Genomic DNA, 16765 nt, shown 5'->3' with positions numbered 1-16765 from the left:
TACATAAAGCTCATCCGTAGCCCGGCCAAGCTAAGCGCCGCCGGGGCTATCTCCGCACCAACAGCGTCAATACCTCGTAATGCGCCGTGTGCGGGAACATATCAAACAGCTGCACCTTCTCTACGCGATACCCTGCCAAATGGGCAAAATCCTTCGCCATCGTCTGCGCATTACAGCTGGAATAGATAATGAATTCCGGTGCCATCTCGCTTAAATAGTCACACAGCGCCTTGCCAATGCCGCGACGCGGCGGATTGACCAGCACCAGTTGAGGAATATCAGCCTGAGCGGTAGCAAACTGGGTCGAGTCCAGCGCCTGGAAATGAAGCTTTTCCAAGCCCAGCGCCGCCGCCGACTGCTTAGCACAGGCGATAGCTTCCGGCGCAATTTCAATACCGGTCAGCGTCATTTCCGGCGTAGCGCAGTGCAGACCAAAACCACCCACGCCGCAGAACAGATCCCACATATGGTTAACCGGCAGCGCCCTCACCCAATCGCGCGCGGTCGCATACAGCGCGCTCGCCACCGTCGGGTTGGTCTGGAAGAAGCTCTGCGGACGGATCCACAGCGGCACGTCGTTAAAGCTTTCCGCCAGCGCCTGTTGCTCGGTAAAGAAAATTTCCTGCTCGCCTTCCATAATCGCCATATGTACCGGCTGGATATTGGCGGTAATCACCTTTAACTGCGGCAACTGCGCCTGTAGCCACGGCAGCGCCGCGCGAAGCTGGTCCAGCTTGGCTTGTGAGCGCAGAACGAAACGCAGCATCATGCCGCCGTCCAGCTGGCTTTCGGTAAGCAGCAGATATTTAAGCTCGCCGCGCTTGCGCGCCACGTTATAAGGCGTTAAACCCGCACGGGCAATAAACGGCTTCAGCGCGGCAAAGACCGGAGCAAACGCATCAGGATAAAGCGGGCAGTCGGTTAAGTCTTCCGGCGTACCGTCGCGGTGCAGCATGCCGAGTAGCGGGCGTTCTACGCTACCGCTGACCACCATTTTGGCTTTATTACGAAAACCCTGTTCCGGGCCGGATACCGGTGCGCACCAAGCGTTAACGGAAAAATCCACCAGCAAACTCTGGAGATCGGCCATTTTGGCCGTAAGCTGCTCGTCTATCGGCTGCTCAATCCACTGACAGGAACGGCAACGATGGGCATCATAAAGTGCGCACTGCATAGAAAGACCTTGAGAAAATCGGGGGCGTGGATTGTATCACCGTTATTGTAAGCGGAAAAATCGTCGGGAGGCTGCGGGCACAAAAAGCAGGCATAAAACCAGCAGGTCCGGCATTTTTTGCATTACCAGCGAGCGGAAAATCTCCCGCTTTGATTCGCCCGCGATGCTGAACAGCTCGGGATAACCATAACCCAAGGATGCGGCCCACAGATAGCTGGCAGCAATCACCTGCGTCAACAGATAGACCCAGCGCGCCCAGTTACGCCCTTTTACGAGCGAAAACGCGCAGCCTATCTCAACAAAAACCAGCACCAGGCTACTGAGAAAAACCAGCGTCAGCGTCCAGGTTTGTACGCTGCGATGAATAAACTCGCCAATGCCGTGTAGCCCGAGCAGGTTGATTATCATAATCAGGTCGAGACAGCGGATTAAAATAATGGCGAGCGCCGCCACCTGCACCACTGCAGGAACATTCAGGCGAGCATGCGAACGGCTTCGAGTAAACAGATCCAATGTATTGCCTTCCATGAAAACGATGCCGCGAACGCTCGCGGCATCGACTACATATCCGTATCGATTTTAAGAGGATTATCCGCGTCTTGCACGTTGGATATCGCGTACCCGTTGTTTTTCTGCGCGCGCCATCAGATACCAGGCGATAAATCCGACAATTCCGACTACGCCGAGGATAAGCGTTGCCAGCGCGTTAATCTCCGGATTCACCCCCATACGCACGCTGGAGAAGACCAGCATCGGCAGCGTTGTCGCCCCCGGGCCCGAGACAAAGCTAGCAATCACCAGATCGTCGAGCGACAGCGTGAAGGCAAGCAGCCAGCCAGAGACCACGGCGGGCATGATCATCGGCAGCGTAATGATGAAAAAGACCTTCAGCGGCGTCGCACCAAGATCCATCGCCGCCTCTTCAATCGAACGGTCAAGTTCACGCAGGCGCGAGGAGATCACCACCGCCACGTAAGCCGTACAGAAGGTCACATGCGCCAGCCAGATGGTCAGCATGCCACGGTCGGCAGGCCAGCCAATCGCGTGACCCAGCGCAACAAATAGCAGCAGCAGCGACAGCCCGGTGATGACATCTGGCATAACCAGCGGCGCCGTTATCATAAAGGCAAAGCCAGTGGACCCGCGGAAACGGCCAAAGCGCACCATCACCACGGCAGCAATGGTACCGAGGATGGCCGCCATGGTCGCCGCACAGGCCGCAATCGTCAGGCTGAGCCCCACGGCGCTCATCATTGCATCATCGCGGAACAGCTCGCCGTACCAGCGCGTCGACCAACCCGCCCAGACGGTGACCAGCTTCGAGCTGTTAAACGAATAGACCACCAGCATCAGCATCGGTGCATAGAGGAAGGTAAAGCCAATCACCAGGATCAGAATGCGCCACGGCGATCTTACGACAGGCAGGTTGTTCATCCGTGGTCTCCCATCTGTTTTTGCTGATGTTTATGGAACCACATGATCGGCACGATCAGCAGCAACAGCATGACAATCGCCACCGCCGAGGCTACCGGCCAGTCGCGGTTGTTAAAGAACTCCTGCCACAGCACGCGGCCGATCATAATGCTGTCCGGGCCGCCCAGCAGTTCCGGAATCACAAACTCCCCAACCGCCGGGATAAATACCAGCATCGACCCGGCAATAATCCCGCCTTTGGTGAGCGGCACAATTACGCTGAAGAAAGTTTTCAGCGGGCGAGCGCCCAGATCCAGAGAGGCTTCCACCAGCGAATAGTCGATGCGAGTCAGCGCGGTATAGATTGGCAGCACCATAAACGGCAGATAGGCGTACACAATGCCAATATAAACCGCCAGGTTGGTATGCAAAATCGTCAGCGGCTGATCGATAACGCCTAACCACATCAGGAAGTTATTCAGAATGCCGTTATTTTTCAGGATCCCCATCCACGCATAAACGCGGATTAAGAACGAGGTCCATGACGGCAGAATCACCAGCAGCAGCAAAATATTGCGCGTTGACGGTTTACTGTGCGCCACCGCCCACGCCAATGGGTAGCCGAGCAGCAAACAGCAGAGAGTCGAGATCCCCGCCACCTGCAATGATTGCAGATAGGCCTCAAAGTAAAGCGGATCGTCGGTAAGCTGCAGGAAGTTACCGAAGTTCAGCGCAACGGTGAGCTGACCGTCGGCCCACTCCATCAGATCGGTATACGGCGGGATCGCGCGCGCCATCTCCGCCAGGCTGATTTTAAAAACAATCAGGAATGGCAGCAGGAACAGCAAAATCAGCCACACGTACGGCATAGCGATAACCAGCTTGCGCCCGTGTTTCATATTGATGCGCGCCAGCCACAGCACGAAGCCGCCCGGTTTACGCGGGCCGGCCGGTGGTTCAAACGTACTCATAGCCCCCTCCTTAAACCGTCAACACCACGCAGCTATCGGCATCCCAGCACAGACGCACCTCGTCACCCCAGGTGGGTAATCCTTTCTGGTAGCGATGGGCGTTCTGCAACTGGGCGCTGATCATCTGCCCGCTCTGGAGCCGCACGTGGTAAATGGAGAGATCGCCCAGATAGGCAATATGCACCACTTCGCCGACAGCAAAGTTATAACCGTCCGCAGGCGGCTCTTCGCAGAGCATGATTTTTTCCGGGCGCAGCGCAACGTACACCGGCACGTTGTCGACAACTGAGGCATCCGGGTCCACTTTCAGCGGGTGAACCAGCCCCGGAGAGTCAATCACCAGACCATCGTCCTCGCGCGACTTCAGCAGCCCCTCGAAGACGTTGACCGAGCCGATAAACTCAGCGCTGTAGCGTGTGGTTGGGTGCTCGTAAATCTCTTCCGGCTCGCCAATCTGCACAAACTTACCGCGGTTCATAATGGCGATACGCCCGGCCATGGTCATCGCCTCTTCCTGGTCATGGGTCACCATCACGCAGGTCACGCCGACGCGCTCCAGAATATCGACCACTTCCAGCTGCATACGGTCGCGCAGCTTTTTGTCCAGCGCGCCCATTGGCTCATCCAGCAGTAGCAGCTTAGGGCGTTTCGCCAGACTGCGGGCCAGTGCCACGCGCTGACGCTGTCCGCCGGAAAGCTGATGCGGTTTACGCTTGGCAAATTCCTGCATATGCACCAGCGCCAGCATTTCAGCAACGCGGGCGGTAATTTCAGCTTTCGGCAGTTTGTCCTGCTTGAGACCGAAAGCGATATTCTGCTCCACCGTCATATGCGGGAAAAGCGCATAGGACTGGAACATCATGTTAATCGGGCGCAGATAAGGCGGCACGTGCGCCAGGTCGACGCCGTCCAGCATAATCTGCCCGGCAGTAGGCTGCTCAAAGCCCGCCAGCATACGCAGCAGGGTTGATTTACCACAGCCGGAAGCGCCCAGCAGCGCAAAAATTTCGCCTTTATAAATGGTGAGGTTAACGTCGTCTACGGCGTGCTGGCCGTCGAAAGATTTGGTCAGGTTACGGATTTCCAGCAGCGGGGTAAGCGCTTTGCGGGTTTTCGCCTGTGGGCGGGGAATAGCGTCGTTCAATCTGGTGCTCTCCGGCAAAATACAAATATCGATATGACCCGGTTGTCATATCAACCTCTGGACACCGACCGTAGAGCCGGTGTCCAGATTGGGGCAGATGCACTGCCCCGGTGCATATTCATCACATAATGAGTGAATGAATTATTTCCCGCTTTTCACTTTGGTCCACGCACGCGTTCTTACGCGGTCGATTTTTGGATCCTGGACCTTCAGCGTAAACAGCTTGGAGAAGACATCCGCTGGCGGATAAATTGCCGGGTTGTCACGAATTTCAGCGCTCACCAACGGCGTTGACGCTTTGTTGCCGTTCGCATAAAACACGTGGTCGCTGATATGAGCAATCACATCCGGACGCATCAGATAGTTAAGGAACTGGTAGGCTTCGTCTTTATTCTTCGCATCGGCTGGCATCGCAAAGACATCAAAGAACGCCAGTGCGCCCTCTTTCGGAATGAAGTAGGAAACATTCACGCCATTTTTCGCTTCTTTCGCGCGATTTGCCGCCTGCCACACATCACCGGCCCAGCCGATAGCGACGCAGATATCGCCGTTTGCCAGGTCGTTAATGTACTGAGAAGAGTGGAAGTAGCGAATGTTAGGACGCAGTTTCAGCAGCAGATCGGTCGCCGGGCCGGTGTAGTCATCGGCCTTGGTGCTGTTCGGATCTTTGCCTAAGTAGTTAAGCACGGTCGCGAAGATTTCTTCTGGTGCATCGAGGAAAGAGACGCCGCAGCTTTTCAGCTTCTCCAGGTTTTCCGGCTTCATCACCAGATCCCAGCTGTTCAGCGGCACATCTTTGCCCAGTACGGCTTTGACCTTGTCGACGTTATAGCCGATACCGGTCGTCGCCCACAGGTAAGGCATCGCGTATTTGTTGTCCGGGTCGTGTTTAGCCACCAGCTTCAGCACGTCGGGGTCGAGGTTTTTCCAGTTTGGCAGTTTGCTCTTATCGAGCGGCTGGAACACACCGGCGGTGAGCTGACGCTCCAGGAAGCTTGCCGACGGTACCACCAGGTCAAAACCGGTGCTGCCCGCCATCAGTTTGCCTTCCAGCACTTCGTTGGAATCAAACACGTCATAGACAACTTTAATCCCGGTCTCTTTTTCAAAATTCGCTACGGTGTCCGGCGCGATATAGTCAGACCAGTTATAGATATGCAGCGTTTTTTGTTCCGCAGCGAGCACGCTTGCCGAGGCGACCATCAGCGCCCCTGTCACCAGACCTGTTAACCATTTTTTATTTAAGGCGGCCATATCTCTTATCCTTCTTATCGCCCGTTAACAAACGGGCCAAATATACGCAATTTAGAGTATGCAGAAATCATGCATATTTTTTCGTACTGCATGAAAGAGAAGAGACCGGGCTCCCCTGCAGTCATTGCTCGCTTTATCAATGCAAGAACCTCGCCAACAAAGGAAATTGCCAGCAATAAATAGGGGGGGCATCGATATGTCGCAAGAATAACTGTAGCCCGCACCGGAGGCTATAGGTCAGTGTAAAAAACGCCTTTTATCAATTTTTTATGCAAGATCACTCTATCTGATAAGCCAAAAGGGGCAATCAGGTAGTGAATGAATCTTTAAAAATAGGTTAAATGCAGAATAAAAGCAGGTAATACGCAGCCACTATGGCAGTGACTGCGTTAATTCACGGGGATGGTTAGTGAAGAAAATGGTATTGAATATCTTCCGGCGGCTGCTCTTCGTCTTCCGGCTTATAGAGCAGCTGATGCGCGTTTGCCTCGAGGATCACCATCGACACCTGCTCTTCGCTCTGCGTCGCGAACGCGGCGAACTGTTCGAAAGTCACCCCTACGCCGACGGATAAAGACTGGCAAACCACCAGCTTTGGCAGATTATCATCCTGCATATCGAGAAACGCCTTCACCGTCAGCGAACTGGCGTTGATAGCGGAGAGATCGGCCCCCAGCGCCAGCAGCGCGGATGGCTTGACCTCAGCCAGCGCCGAGAAAAGCACGACGTTATCAATGAGATCAATTTTGGCATCGAAGACGCCTTCAAAATTTTGCATATGCGGCAGGTGCAGCGCCTGACAGGTGTCGCACTCAAAAAAGCTCATGCCCATTTCGTCGAGCCACTGACGTAACGTATCCAGACTCGGGACGACGAGAGAATCCATATTGCCTATGACCTCATGCGGTAAAGTAAAACATTCCAGACAAACAAATGACCGGGCAGCAGCCCGGTATCAGTACGAGAGTAGCGCATAGCTTACGCAAAAAAGGTGTCACATACCATGAAAGCGCGCTATCCGCCGATTTTCAGACAAAAACCAGGGTGTGCCTGACGCTCAATCCATTCGATCATTTTTCCGGCAATATCGATGCCGGTGGTGGTCTCAACCCCTTCCAGCCCCGGCGATGCATTGACTTCCATTACCAGCGGGCCGCGGTTGGCGCGCAGAATATCTACCCCTGCGACATCCAGGCCGAGCGTTTGCGCCGCCTTAATGGCTATCGTCCGTTCAGCCGGCGTGATCTCGGCGACTGTCGCCACGCCACCACGGTGCAGGTTAGAGCGAAAATCGCCTGATTTCGCCCGGCGTTCAATCGAGGCGACCACTTCATTGCCAACCACCAGGCAGCGAATGTCGCGCCCTTTGGCCTCTTCGATATACTCCTGCACCAGGATATGCGCGTTCAGCCCACGAAACGCATCAATCACGCTTTCCGCCGCCTGCCGCGTTTCGGCAAGTACCACGCCAATCCCCTGAGTGCCTTCTACCAGTTTGACCACCAGCGGCGCACCGCCGACCATATCGATAAGGTCGCTGGTGTCATCCGGTGAATGGGCAATGCCGGTCACCGGCAGGTCGATGCCCTGACGCGCCAGAAGCTGCAGCGAGCGCAGCTTATCGCGAGCGCGGGTAATCGCTACCGATTCATTGAGCGGGTAGCTGCCCAGCATCTCGAACTGACGCAGGGTTGCCATGCCGTAGTAGGTAATCGCCGAGCCAATCCGCGGGATCACCGCGTCGTAGTGCGGTAATTGTCGACCTTTGTAGTGAATCGACGATGCTGCCGGGTCGACGTTCATGTAGCAAGACAGCGGGTCCAGCACTTCAACAATATGGCCGCGACGCTGGGCGGCTTCGCGCAGACGCTTACACGAAAAGAGCGTTCCATCCCGGGACAATATGGCAATTTTCACCCTTTACCTCTCCAAAAATGCCGCTAAAAAAACCGGCGTATCATACGCTTTTCGCATTCACGGGGGATTGAGCCCTGACACAGATTCAGTAATGAATCAGCGCGTAGCAAACCCCTGCTGGTGCAGGTAATCAAGAATAAACGGGCGACTTTCTTTGATAAGCGTACGGCGAATATGGTCGCTCCAGGTATCACGGCGCGCGTTGGTGCTGCGCGATAAATAGTACTGCGCAAGTTCTTCGTCGTACTGCGCCAGCACTTCAGGGTCCATCGGCTGATAGTGATTTTCATGCACCACCAGCGCGGCGGGCAGGCGCGGCTTGAGATCCGGATGGCTGGCAGGCCAGCCAAGGCACAGGCCAAATAGCGGCAGTACATGCTTTGGCAGCTTCAGCAGTTCGGTCACCTGCGCAATATTGTTGCGCAGGCCGCCAATATAGACGCCGCCTAATCCCAGCGATTCCGCAGCGGTCAGCGCGTTTTGCGCCATCAGCGAGGTATCCACCACGCCAAGCAGCAACTGCTCCGCCAGGCCCAACTGCGCCTCAGGGCAAATCTGCAGATGGCGGTTAAAATCGGCGCAAAACACCCAGAACTCAGCGGCCTGGGCAACGTGCTCCTGCCCGCCGGTCAGAGCAACCAGCTGTTTGCGCTTGTCGCTATCGGTGATGCGAATAATCGAGCTGCATTGTAAAAAGCTGGAGCTAGAGGTGGCCTGGGCGCTGGCGATAATCGCGCTGCGCTGTTCGTCGCTTATCGGCTCGCCGGTAAACTGACGAATTGAGCGATGGTTAAGCAGAACCTCAATGGTCGGAGTCATCTTTTTTTTCCTTATCTCGCGGCAGGCCAGGATTCATCAGCTGTGGCGCAACGGCACGGGCTACTCCCCAAAAGAGCACGCCAGCCGCAGGCAGCATCAGCGCAATTCCGATAAAGATCATCACCACCGCAGCCAGTTGGCTGGCAAACGGCGCGGGCAGGGTGATGTACTGATTGAGCGATAGCCACGCCACCGCCAGTACAACCATGCCAATGGTCTCCAGAATTAAAACGCTTTTGGGTAGTGCTCCAAGCGAACGCATGCTTCTCCTCCTGTGAATCCTTAGCGCATTTTGATTACTTATTTACGACGAGTATAACGGCAAGCCGATGAAAAATATTTACCCAAACATAGCCAGAATGAATCAGAACAACAGGTAGAACCTTCTTTTCCCTACGCGCTGCACGCGGCATGATAAGTGCCATTCGCCGACAGGCACGTTGATTATTCCGCTCGTTTGAGGAGAGACACTATGTTTACCGTAATTTTTGGTCGTCCAGGCTGCCCTTACTGCGTTCGTGCAAAAGAGCTGGCGGAAAAACTGACCCAGGAGCGTGATGATTTCAACTACCGTTACGTCGATATCCACGCGGAAGGCATCACCAAAGCCGACCTGGAAAAAACCGTCGGTAAACCCGTTGAAACCGTGCCACAGATTTTTGTCGATCAGAAACACATTGGCGGGTGCACAGACTTTGAAGCCTGGGCAAAAGAAAATCTTGGACTGTTTGCCTGATAGCATCATCAACGCCCGCGCTTATAGCGGGCGTTTGTTTATCCGGCGTTTGTCGTGCAGCAGTGAACTGATAAACAGATAGCACAGCGCGCCGAGCGCGCACCAGAACACCGCGCTAAACAACCATGCCAGCTCCTGCCAGAACGAACGATCGCTGCTGAAAAAAAGACGCGTCAGGACAAGACAGAGCGGCGCGGCAAGAATAGCGCCAACCAGCGGACGCAACACGCGACGACGCGAAGAAAGAAAGCTTGAAACCACGCCCGGAATAATAAAAAACAGCAGCCCCAGCTCAGGACTTCCGCTCGCGCGAAACGCACCCTTCACGTTCAGAACCAGTGAAAAAAAGACCACTATAAAGAGTAAGAAGCAGCAAATAACCCCTGCCCAACCGCGTTCAGATTTCACACGCATCTCCTGAAAATATCTCTATCAAACCCCAGACTTCGCCCTTACGGACACCCAGTCAGATAAAGTTGTTGGCCTTCCCTGCCAAAACTTCGCTACATTTTATCTATCAGTACTTTTGGAGCGTTCTCGCGGGCAAAAAATAACGTGCGCCCGATGATTCGCTCTCTGACCGTCGCGATGCAGACTGATAGATCATATGTAATGTGTATTTAAAGCGATTGTTGCTAGCCGTAGCTATCAGGAACGATTAAACTACTGACCGCTATTTTCTGGTTATTCTTCGGGTTCCGGATAGCAAAACGCATACCCTAGCCCGTGGTAAACAGTAGACCAAATAACCATTCCTTTCAACACGTTACTGGTAAACGATAAGTTAGACTCCGTGAATATAAACGTCGCAGATTTGTTAAACGGGAATTACATCCTGTTATTATTCGTGGTATTAGCGCTGGGGCTTTGTCTTGGCAAATTACGTCTGGGCTCCATCCAACTCGGTAATTCCATTGGCGTTTTAGTGGTTTCTCTCCTATTAGGGCAGCAACACTTCAGTATTAACACCGATGCGCTGAATCTGGGCTTTATGCTGTTTATTTTCTGCGTTGGTGTCGAAGCCGGGCCGAACTTTTTTTCTATTTTCTTCCGCGACGGCAAAAATTATCTGATGCTCGGTCTGGTGATGGTCGGCAGCGCACTGCTGATTGCATTAGGCCTTGGTAAGCTATTTGGCTGGGACATCGGCCTGACGGCCGGTATGCTCGCCGGTTCAATGACCTCCACCCCGGTGCTGGTCGGCGCGGGCGATACGCTACGCCACTCCGGAATGGAAGCCAGCCTGCTGGCGCAAGCGCAGGATCATTTAAGCCTAGGCTACGCCCTAACCTACCTGATTGGTCTCGTGAGCCTGATTGTCGCGGCCCGTTACATGCCAAAACTCCAGCATCAGGATCTGCAAACCAGCGCCCAGCAAATCGCCCGCGAGCGCGGTCTGGACACCGACACCAATCGTAAAGTCTATCTGCCGGTTATCCGCGCCTACCGCGTAGGCCCAGAACTGGTGGCGTGGGCCGACGGTAAAAACTTACGCGAGCTTGGCATCTATCGCCAGACCGGCTGCTACATCGAGCGTATCCGCCGTAACGGCATTCTCGCCAACCCTGACGGTGACGCCGTGCTACAAATGGGCGATGAAATTTCGCTGGTAGGCTACCCGGACGCGCACGCGCGCCTCGACCCAAGCTTCCGTAACGGCAAAGAGGTGTTCGACCGTGACCTGCTGGACATGCGCATCGTCACCGAAGAGATTGTGGTTAAAAACCACAATGCCGTAGGCCGCCGCCTGGCGCAGCTGAAGCTGACCGACCACGGTTGCTTCCTTAACCGCGTGATCCGCAGCCAGATTGAAATGCCAATCGATGACAACATCGTGCTGAACAAAGGCGATGTGCTGCAGGTGAGCGGCGACGCCCGCCGCGTGAAAACCGTTGCCGACCGTATCGGCTTCGTCTCCATTCACAGCCAGGTCACTGACCTGCTGGCCTTCTGCGCCTTCTTTATCGTCGGCCTGATGATCGGCATGATCACCTTCCAGTTCAGCAACTTTAACTTCGGCATCGGCAACGCCGCCGGTCTGCTGTTTGCCGGTATCATGCTCGGCTTCCTGCGTGCCAACCACCCGACCTTCGGCTATATCCCGCAGGGCGCGCTGAATATGGTGAAAGAGTTCGGCCTGATGGTCTTTATGGCTGGCGTCGGCTTAAGCGCGGGCGGCGGCATCGGTAAGAGTCTCGGCGTGGTCGGCGGTCAGATGCTGGTCGCCGGTCTGCTAGTCAGCCTGATCCCGGTAGTGATTTGCTTCCTGTTCGGCGCCTACGTGCTGCGCATGAACCGCGCGCTGCTGTTCGGTGCCATCATGGGCGCACGCACCTGCGCTCCGGCAATGGAAATCATCAGCGATACCGCGCGCAGCAACATTCCCGCGCTGGGCTACGCGGGTACCTACGCCATCGCCAACGTGCTGCTAACCCTTGCCGGTACGCTTATTATCATCATCTGGCCAGGGCTAGGCGGCTAGCCCTGCGCCGGGGAAACAAAGAAAAGAAAAATATTTTTGCGCAACGCAGAACTTTTCATCAGGGTGCGAGTCTTAATTAGTGCCACTGCTTTTCTTTGATGTCCCCATTTTGTGGAGCCCATCAACCCCGCCATCTTTGGTTCAAGGTTGATGGGTTTTTTGTTGCCTGAAATTCACGTTCCCTCTAAAAATCAATCCATTACACTCATCAACATCACGACTATCACCAAGCGTCACGCATCCGCAAACAGCGCCCGCCACCACTGCGGCTTCATATCTTCAAACGAGTGAGAAGCAGGCGCAAACCGTGCATCCTGATTCTGGTCGAAAACGCCGCTCAGCAGCGCGATAATCGGGCCATCGTCAATCGCCCCCAGCGAGCTGCCGCAGCGCGGGCAGAAGGCGCGGCTGGAATCTTCAGAAGAGCGCCAGACCGCAGGCTTTCCCCCCTCGCCGTTCCACTGTACATCGCCTTTGGCAAACTCCAGCCAGATAACCGACTGGGCGCCGGTATGCTTCTGGCATAAATCGCAGGAACAGCTGTGGGAAGCGCCGGGATTAGTGGCGATAAAAGTGATATGGCCGCACAGGCAGCCGCCGGAAAGCAGGGTTGTCATCGCGAGATCTCCGTTTTGCATTCTCGCTAAGCGTACACGCTTTTCAGGTGCTCTCCCCTGCTATCCGCCCTACCATTTTTCGAATAGTGTTGCGATCGAGCGGCTGGCGGTCGGTGACAAAATGCAGCGTCATTCCTTCGATAAAAGCATCCAGCGCGCGGGCGGTCGCCGGGTCGAACCACTGCTCCAGCGTCTGCTGGCTGCGCTGCATCCAGCGTTGCATCACCGCTTTCATGGCCGGTGAACTGCTCGCCAACGCATAGAACTGGTACATCAGCGTCATATTTTTCGGCGTCGTCACCTGGCTGCTGAAGATAAGCTCCGCCACCGAATCGCAGGCGTCACCTGTCGTTTCTACGCCCTCAAAGAAGGCGGTGTACTCCAGCGACATTCGCTCGGTAAAGGCACTGAACGCTTCGCCCAGTAGTGCTTCGATGCCCTCGAAATAGTAGGTCATCGAGCCGAGCGGTACATCGGCACAGCTAGCGATTTTGCGGTGAGTTACCGCGCTGATCCCGTGTGTCGCAATGGTCTCGAGCGTCGCATCAAGGATGCGCTCCCGGCGCTGCGGGTCATTCGGTCGGCGAGCCATAATTCTCCTCTTTCTGGTTATGTACAAATGTACACAACCTTGTTAGTGTTGTCTGCACACTTTCCGACCCGACGCGAATGGATGACAACGTTAACCTCCCGTAAAGCCCTGCAGCTACGCATGTGGGCGCTCTTTATGTTCTTCTTTTTACCCGGTTTGCTGATGGCCTCCTGGGCCACGCGCACACCGGCAATCCGCGATATTTTATCGGTCTCAACGGCTGAGATGGGCATCGTCCTATTTGGCCTGTCGATAGGCTCGATGAGCGGCATTCTTTGTTCCGCGTTTCTGGTGAAACGATTCGGGACGCGTAAAGTCATCCGCACCACCATGTCATGCGCGGTCTTTGGTATGTTGATTTTAAGCCTGGCGCTGCACTTCAGCTCCGCGTGGATCTTCGCCATCGGTCTGGCGATTTTTGGTGCCAGCTTTGGCTCTGCCGAAGTTGCCATCAACGTCGAAGGCGCGGCGGTTGAGCGTGAGATGAAAAAAACCGTGCTGCCGATGATGCATGGCTTTTACAGCTTCGGGACGTTAGTGGGCGCGGGCGTCGGTATGGCGGTCACCGCGTTTGGTTTACCGGCGATGTGGCATATTTTCGTGGCGGCGCTAATAGGCATTGCGCCTATCGCCATTGCCATTAAAGCTATCCCTGAAGGTACCGGTAAAAACGCGGCGGAAGACGCGCACCATCAAGAAAAAGGCGTACCGTTCTGGCGCGATATGCAGCTGATGCTGATTGGCGTCGTGGTGTTAGCAATGGCCTTTGCCGAAGGCTCCGCTAACGACTGGCTGCCGCTGCTGATGGTTGACGGCCACGGCTTTAGCCCAACCTCCGGATCGCTCATCTATGCCGGGTTCACGCTGGGCATGACGGTCGGGCGCTTCACCGGTGGCTGGTTTATCGACCGCTACAGCCGTGTTACCGTGGTTCGTGCCAGCGCATTAATGGGCGCGCTGGGCATTGCCCTGATTATCTTTGTCGACAGCGCCTGGGTTGCCGGCGTGTCGGTTATTCTGTGGGGACTTGGCGCATCGCTCGGCTTCCCGCTGACCATTTCCGCCGCCAGCGACACCGGACCGGATGCCCCTACCCGCGTGAGCGTTGTTGCCACCACCGGGTATCTGGCCTTCCTCGTCGGCCCGCCGCTGCTCGGCTTCCTCGGCGAACATTACGGCCTGCGCAGCGCGATGCTGGCCGTACTGGCGCTGGTTCTTGTTGCCGCTCTGGTGGCGAAAGCGGTGGCAAAACCTGAGCCCCGCGTTGTAATGGAGAGTCATTGATGAGCGTTAAACTGATCGCCGTCGACATGGATGGTACGTTCCTGAACGATAAAAAAACCTACAACCGCGAGCGTTTTCATCAGCAATATCAGCAGATGAAAGCACAGAACATCCACTTTGTGGTGGCCAGCGGCAACCAGTATTACCAGTTGGCCTCGTTCTTCCCGGATATCGCCAATGAAATCGCCTTTGTCGCCGAGAACGGCGGCTGGGTTCAGGACGCAGGCGAGGACGTGTATAACTGCGCCATGCCGCGCGACCACGTTGATAAAATTACCGCCTTCCTGCTCACTCGCCCGGAAGTCGAGATTATTGTCTGCGGTAAAAAGAGCGCCTACACGCTGAAAAGCTACGACCAAAGCTTCCACGATATTGCCGTGCGCTACTACCACCGCCTGGAACTGGTAGACAATTTCGATAACCTCGACGACACCATTTTGAAGTTCGCGCTGAATATCCCGGACGAGAAAGTGCCACAAATGCAGGCGCTCCTCGATGAGAAGCTCGGCCATATGCTGACCGCCGTGACCACCGGACACGGCAGTATTGACCTGATTATTCCAGGCGTCCATAAAGCCAACGGCCTGCGGTTATTGCAGGCGCGCTGGGGCGTTAACGATGACGAAGTCGTGGCCTTTGGCGACAGCGGCAACGATATTGAGATGGTGAAACAGGCAGGCTACGGTTTTGCAATGGCGAACGCCAACGACGCGGTGAAAGCCGTGGCGGGCTATCATGCGCCGCACAACAATGAAGAAGGCGTGCTGGAGATGATTGATAAGGCGTTGAAGGGTGAAGCGCCGTTTGCGTGATTGAGCTATTCCCGGCGGCGCTTCGTTTGGCCGGGCTACGTGTTGGGTAGCCCGGACGAGGTGCGAAGCACCGACTCCGGGGTTATTTACTGCGGCTGCAGCCCGCTGCCTACCGCTTTATCCCGCAGGAACATCGTCATCAGCCCCAGCCACAGCAGGCCACCCGCCAGGTTAAACAGGCTGAACAGCCCAATGCCACCCAACTCGTAGCAATGCTTACTGAGCTCAATCCCCACCGTAAAGATCAGCATTTGCAGCATTCCCATCGCCGCAGAAACCGTGCCTTTACTCATATCGCTGGCAAACAGCGTCAGGCGCACTAGTCCGGCGTTGGCAAGACCAATCCCGAAGGCGTAGAAGCTTAACCCGGCGGTCATCCATAAATAAGCATGGGACGACACCACCGTCGCTGCCGCGGCCAGCACCAGACCAAACATAATCGGGTAACCACCGGCAATAATCTGCGCACGCACCGTAAGGCGTGAGGTCAGACGCGCCAGCACCAGGTTGCCGAGGATCAATGCACCAAAAATCGGCACCTGCAGCAGGCCATATTCATAGCTACTGGCGTGCTCGCCGCTGATGATAATGACCGGTGACTGCGCAATCCACGCCAGCAGCGGTAAACTAACAAAGCCCGTCGCCAGCGCGCCGGCAACGAAACGGCCGTTTTTCAGCACTTCACGATAATCACGCCCCAACGTCTTGAGCGACAGCGTTTCACCTATGCGGGTCGCCGTTTCCGGCATCGATTTAAACAGCCCGACGAAAGCAATTGCCGACAGCGCCGCGAAGAGCACAAACATCCCTTCCCAGCGCGCCACGTGGATCCACGCCGCGCCCACCAGCGGCCCCAGCAGCGGAGCAATCAGCGCCACGTTGGCCATTAGCGCCGTAATCTTGATACAGGTTGCCTCGTCGAACGACTCCTGGATTGCCGCATAACCCACCGCGCCGATAAAGCACAGGCTCACCCCCTGCAAGAAGCGCAGGAACGTAAACTGCTCAATATTGTTCACCAGCAGCGTGGCAAGGCAGGTAACGATAAACCAGATAACGCCGGTCAGCATCACCGGGCGGCGGCCGATGCGGTCCGACAGCGGCCCAAGCAGCCATTGCAGGAACATCCCGCCTGCCAGATAAGCCGTCATCGAGGTCGGAACCCACTCGTTGCCCGCGTTGAATTCTTTGACGACCGCAAGCATGCCCGGCTGGATCATATCGTTGCCGATATAAGTGGAAAATTCGTAGAGCACCAGACAAAGCGGGAACAGAATCGCCTTGCGCCCTAAGCGTTTCCGGGAAGAAGAAGTGTCCATATAGCTCGCATCCATCATAAAAACGCGCAAGTTTAATCAATGCGCAGTAGTGGTGATAGTTAATTATCACGCAGCTTAACAATTTCGCACAAATTGACGTTGTTAAGATTCGCTTAAGGTAGCGGGCGTTATACTCTACGCCACTTAATGCTGCACCTTAATGACAGACGCTTGTACACCGATGGCGCGATTCAGACAATGCCGCTTTACGGTCCAGGATTGGCTTCTTAA

Annotated in this window: 18 protein-coding genes; 4 read left to right on the top strand and 14 right to left on the bottom strand. The window is 55.4% G+C overall.

The annotated features are described in order from the left end of the window. Positions 1-46: 46 nt before the first annotated feature. From rlmC to RDN66_RS18565, 10 genes are all read right to left on the bottom strand, one after another. A complete protein-coding gene (rlmC, locus tag RDN66_RS18610; RefSeq protein WP_202216155.1) occupies positions 47-1174 on the bottom strand; it encodes a 23S rRNA (uracil(747)-C(5))-methyltransferase RlmC in 1128 nt (375 codons plus the stop codon). 42 nt (positions 1175-1216) lie between these two features. Then, on the bottom strand, positions 1217-1702 hold the full coding sequence (locus tag RDN66_RS18605; protein ID WP_035894654.1) for a YbjO family protein: 486 nt from the start codon (positions 1700-1702) through the stop codon (positions 1217-1219). A gap of 60 nt (positions 1703-1762) precedes the next feature. Continuing rightward, positions 1763-2608 (bottom strand): putrescine ABC transporter permease PotI, encoded by an 846-nt coding sequence (gene potI, locus RDN66_RS18600; RefSeq protein WP_035894653.1) that lies wholly within the window; start codon positions 2606-2608, stop codon positions 1763-1765. Beyond that, a complete protein-coding gene (potH, locus tag RDN66_RS18595) occupies positions 2605-3558 on the bottom strand; it encodes a putrescine ABC transporter permease PotH (protein ID WP_308538101.1) in 954 nt (317 codons plus the stop codon). The genes potI and potH overlap by 4 nt, the downstream gene beginning before the upstream one ends. Positions 3559-3568: 10 nt before the next feature. Next, complete coding sequence (potG, locus tag RDN66_RS18590; RefSeq protein WP_156105150.1) at positions 3569-4702, bottom strand: putrescine ABC transporter ATP-binding subunit PotG; 1134 nt, start codon at positions 4700-4702, stop codon at positions 3569-3571. Positions 4703-4843: 141 nt separating this feature from the next. Next, positions 4844-5956 carry a spermidine/putrescine ABC transporter substrate-binding protein PotF gene (gene potF, locus RDN66_RS18585; protein ID WP_035894649.1) on the bottom strand — a complete coding sequence of 371 codons (1113 nt, stop codon included), beginning with the start codon at positions 5954-5956 and terminating at the stop codon, positions 4844-4846. 406 nt (positions 5957-6362) lie between these two features. After that, entirely contained in the window at positions 6363-6842 is a 480-nt protein-coding gene (locus tag RDN66_RS18580) for a YbjN domain-containing protein (RefSeq protein ID WP_035894648.1), read from the bottom strand. A gap of 128 nt (positions 6843-6970) precedes the next feature. Next, entirely contained in the window at positions 6971-7873 is a 903-nt protein-coding gene (gene rimK / locus RDN66_RS18575) for a 30S ribosomal protein S6--L-glutamate ligase (protein ID WP_115074617.1), read from the bottom strand. Positions 7874-7969: 96 nt separating this feature from the next. Further along, positions 7970-8692 carry an oxygen-insensitive NADPH nitroreductase gene (nfsA, locus tag RDN66_RS18570; protein WP_202216158.1) on the bottom strand — a complete coding sequence of 241 codons (723 nt, stop codon included), beginning with the start codon at positions 8690-8692 and terminating at the stop codon, positions 7970-7972. After that, complete coding sequence (locus tag RDN66_RS18565) at positions 8676-8954, bottom strand: DUF1418 family protein (RefSeq protein WP_115074616.1); 279 nt, start codon at positions 8952-8954, stop codon at positions 8676-8678. Before RDN66_RS18565 ends, nfsA begins: the two co-directional genes overlap by 17 nt. A gap of 210 nt (positions 8955-9164) precedes the next feature. On the opposite strand from RDN66_RS18565, the gene RDN66_RS18560 reads away from it, so the two are divergent. Next, positions 9165-9428, top strand: a complete 264-nt coding sequence (locus RDN66_RS18560; protein WP_035894505.1) for a GrxA family glutaredoxin — start codon at positions 9165-9167, stop codon at positions 9426-9428. 21 nt (positions 9429-9449) lie between these two features. On the opposite strand, the gene RDN66_RS18555 is transcribed toward RDN66_RS18560, so the two are convergent. Then, complete coding sequence (locus RDN66_RS18555; RefSeq protein WP_035894510.1) at positions 9450-9836, bottom strand: inner membrane protein YbjM; 387 nt, start codon at positions 9834-9836, stop codon at positions 9450-9452. A 385-nt stretch (positions 9837-10221) separates the two neighbouring features. Between RDN66_RS18555 and RDN66_RS18550 the strand changes: the two genes are divergently transcribed. Then, positions 10222-11910 (top strand): aspartate:alanine antiporter, encoded by a 1689-nt coding sequence (locus RDN66_RS18550; RefSeq protein WP_202216159.1) that lies wholly within the window; start codon positions 10222-10224, stop codon positions 11908-11910. Positions 11911-12143: 233 nt separating this feature from the next. Here RDN66_RS18550 and RDN66_RS18545 read toward each other — a convergent pair whose 3' ends face one another. Together RDN66_RS18545 and RDN66_RS18540 are read right to left on the bottom strand one after the other, a co-directional pair. Continuing rightward, on the bottom strand, positions 12144-12527 hold the full coding sequence (locus RDN66_RS18545) for a GFA family protein (protein WP_202216160.1): 384 nt from the start codon (positions 12525-12527) through the stop codon (positions 12144-12146). A 43-nt stretch (positions 12528-12570) separates the two neighbouring features. Further along, complete coding sequence (locus tag RDN66_RS18540) at positions 12571-13119, bottom strand: TetR/AcrR family transcriptional regulator (RefSeq protein WP_035894502.1); 549 nt, start codon at positions 13117-13119, stop codon at positions 12571-12573. Between the two features lie 81 nt (positions 13120-13200). Between RDN66_RS18540 and RDN66_RS18535 the strand changes: the two genes are divergently transcribed. Next, positions 13201-14403, top strand: a complete 1203-nt coding sequence (locus RDN66_RS18535) for an MFS transporter (protein ID WP_035894501.1) — start codon at positions 13201-13203, stop codon at positions 14401-14403. Beyond that, positions 14403-15215: a Cof-type HAD-IIB family hydrolase gene (locus RDN66_RS18530; protein WP_202216161.1), complete on the top strand. Its 813-nt coding sequence runs from the start codon at positions 14403-14405 to the stop codon at positions 15213-15215. Before RDN66_RS18535 ends, RDN66_RS18530 begins: the two co-directional genes overlap by 1 nt. Before the next feature lie 86 nt (positions 15216-15301). On the opposite strand, the gene RDN66_RS18525 is transcribed toward RDN66_RS18530, so the two are convergent. Continuing rightward, complete coding sequence (locus RDN66_RS18525) at positions 15302-16534, bottom strand: MFS transporter (protein WP_308538100.1); 1233 nt, start codon at positions 16532-16534, stop codon at positions 15302-15304. Between the last annotated feature and the right edge of the window lie 231 nt (positions 16535-16765).

It is taken from the genome of uncultured Kluyvera sp., assembly GCF_902485085.1.
Taxonomy (GTDB): domain Bacteria; phylum Pseudomonadota; class Gammaproteobacteria; order Enterobacterales; family Enterobacteriaceae; genus Kluyvera; species Kluyvera ascorbata.
Note: the sequence above shows the minus strand (reverse complement) of the source record. Positions and strands in the feature narration are given on the sequence as shown.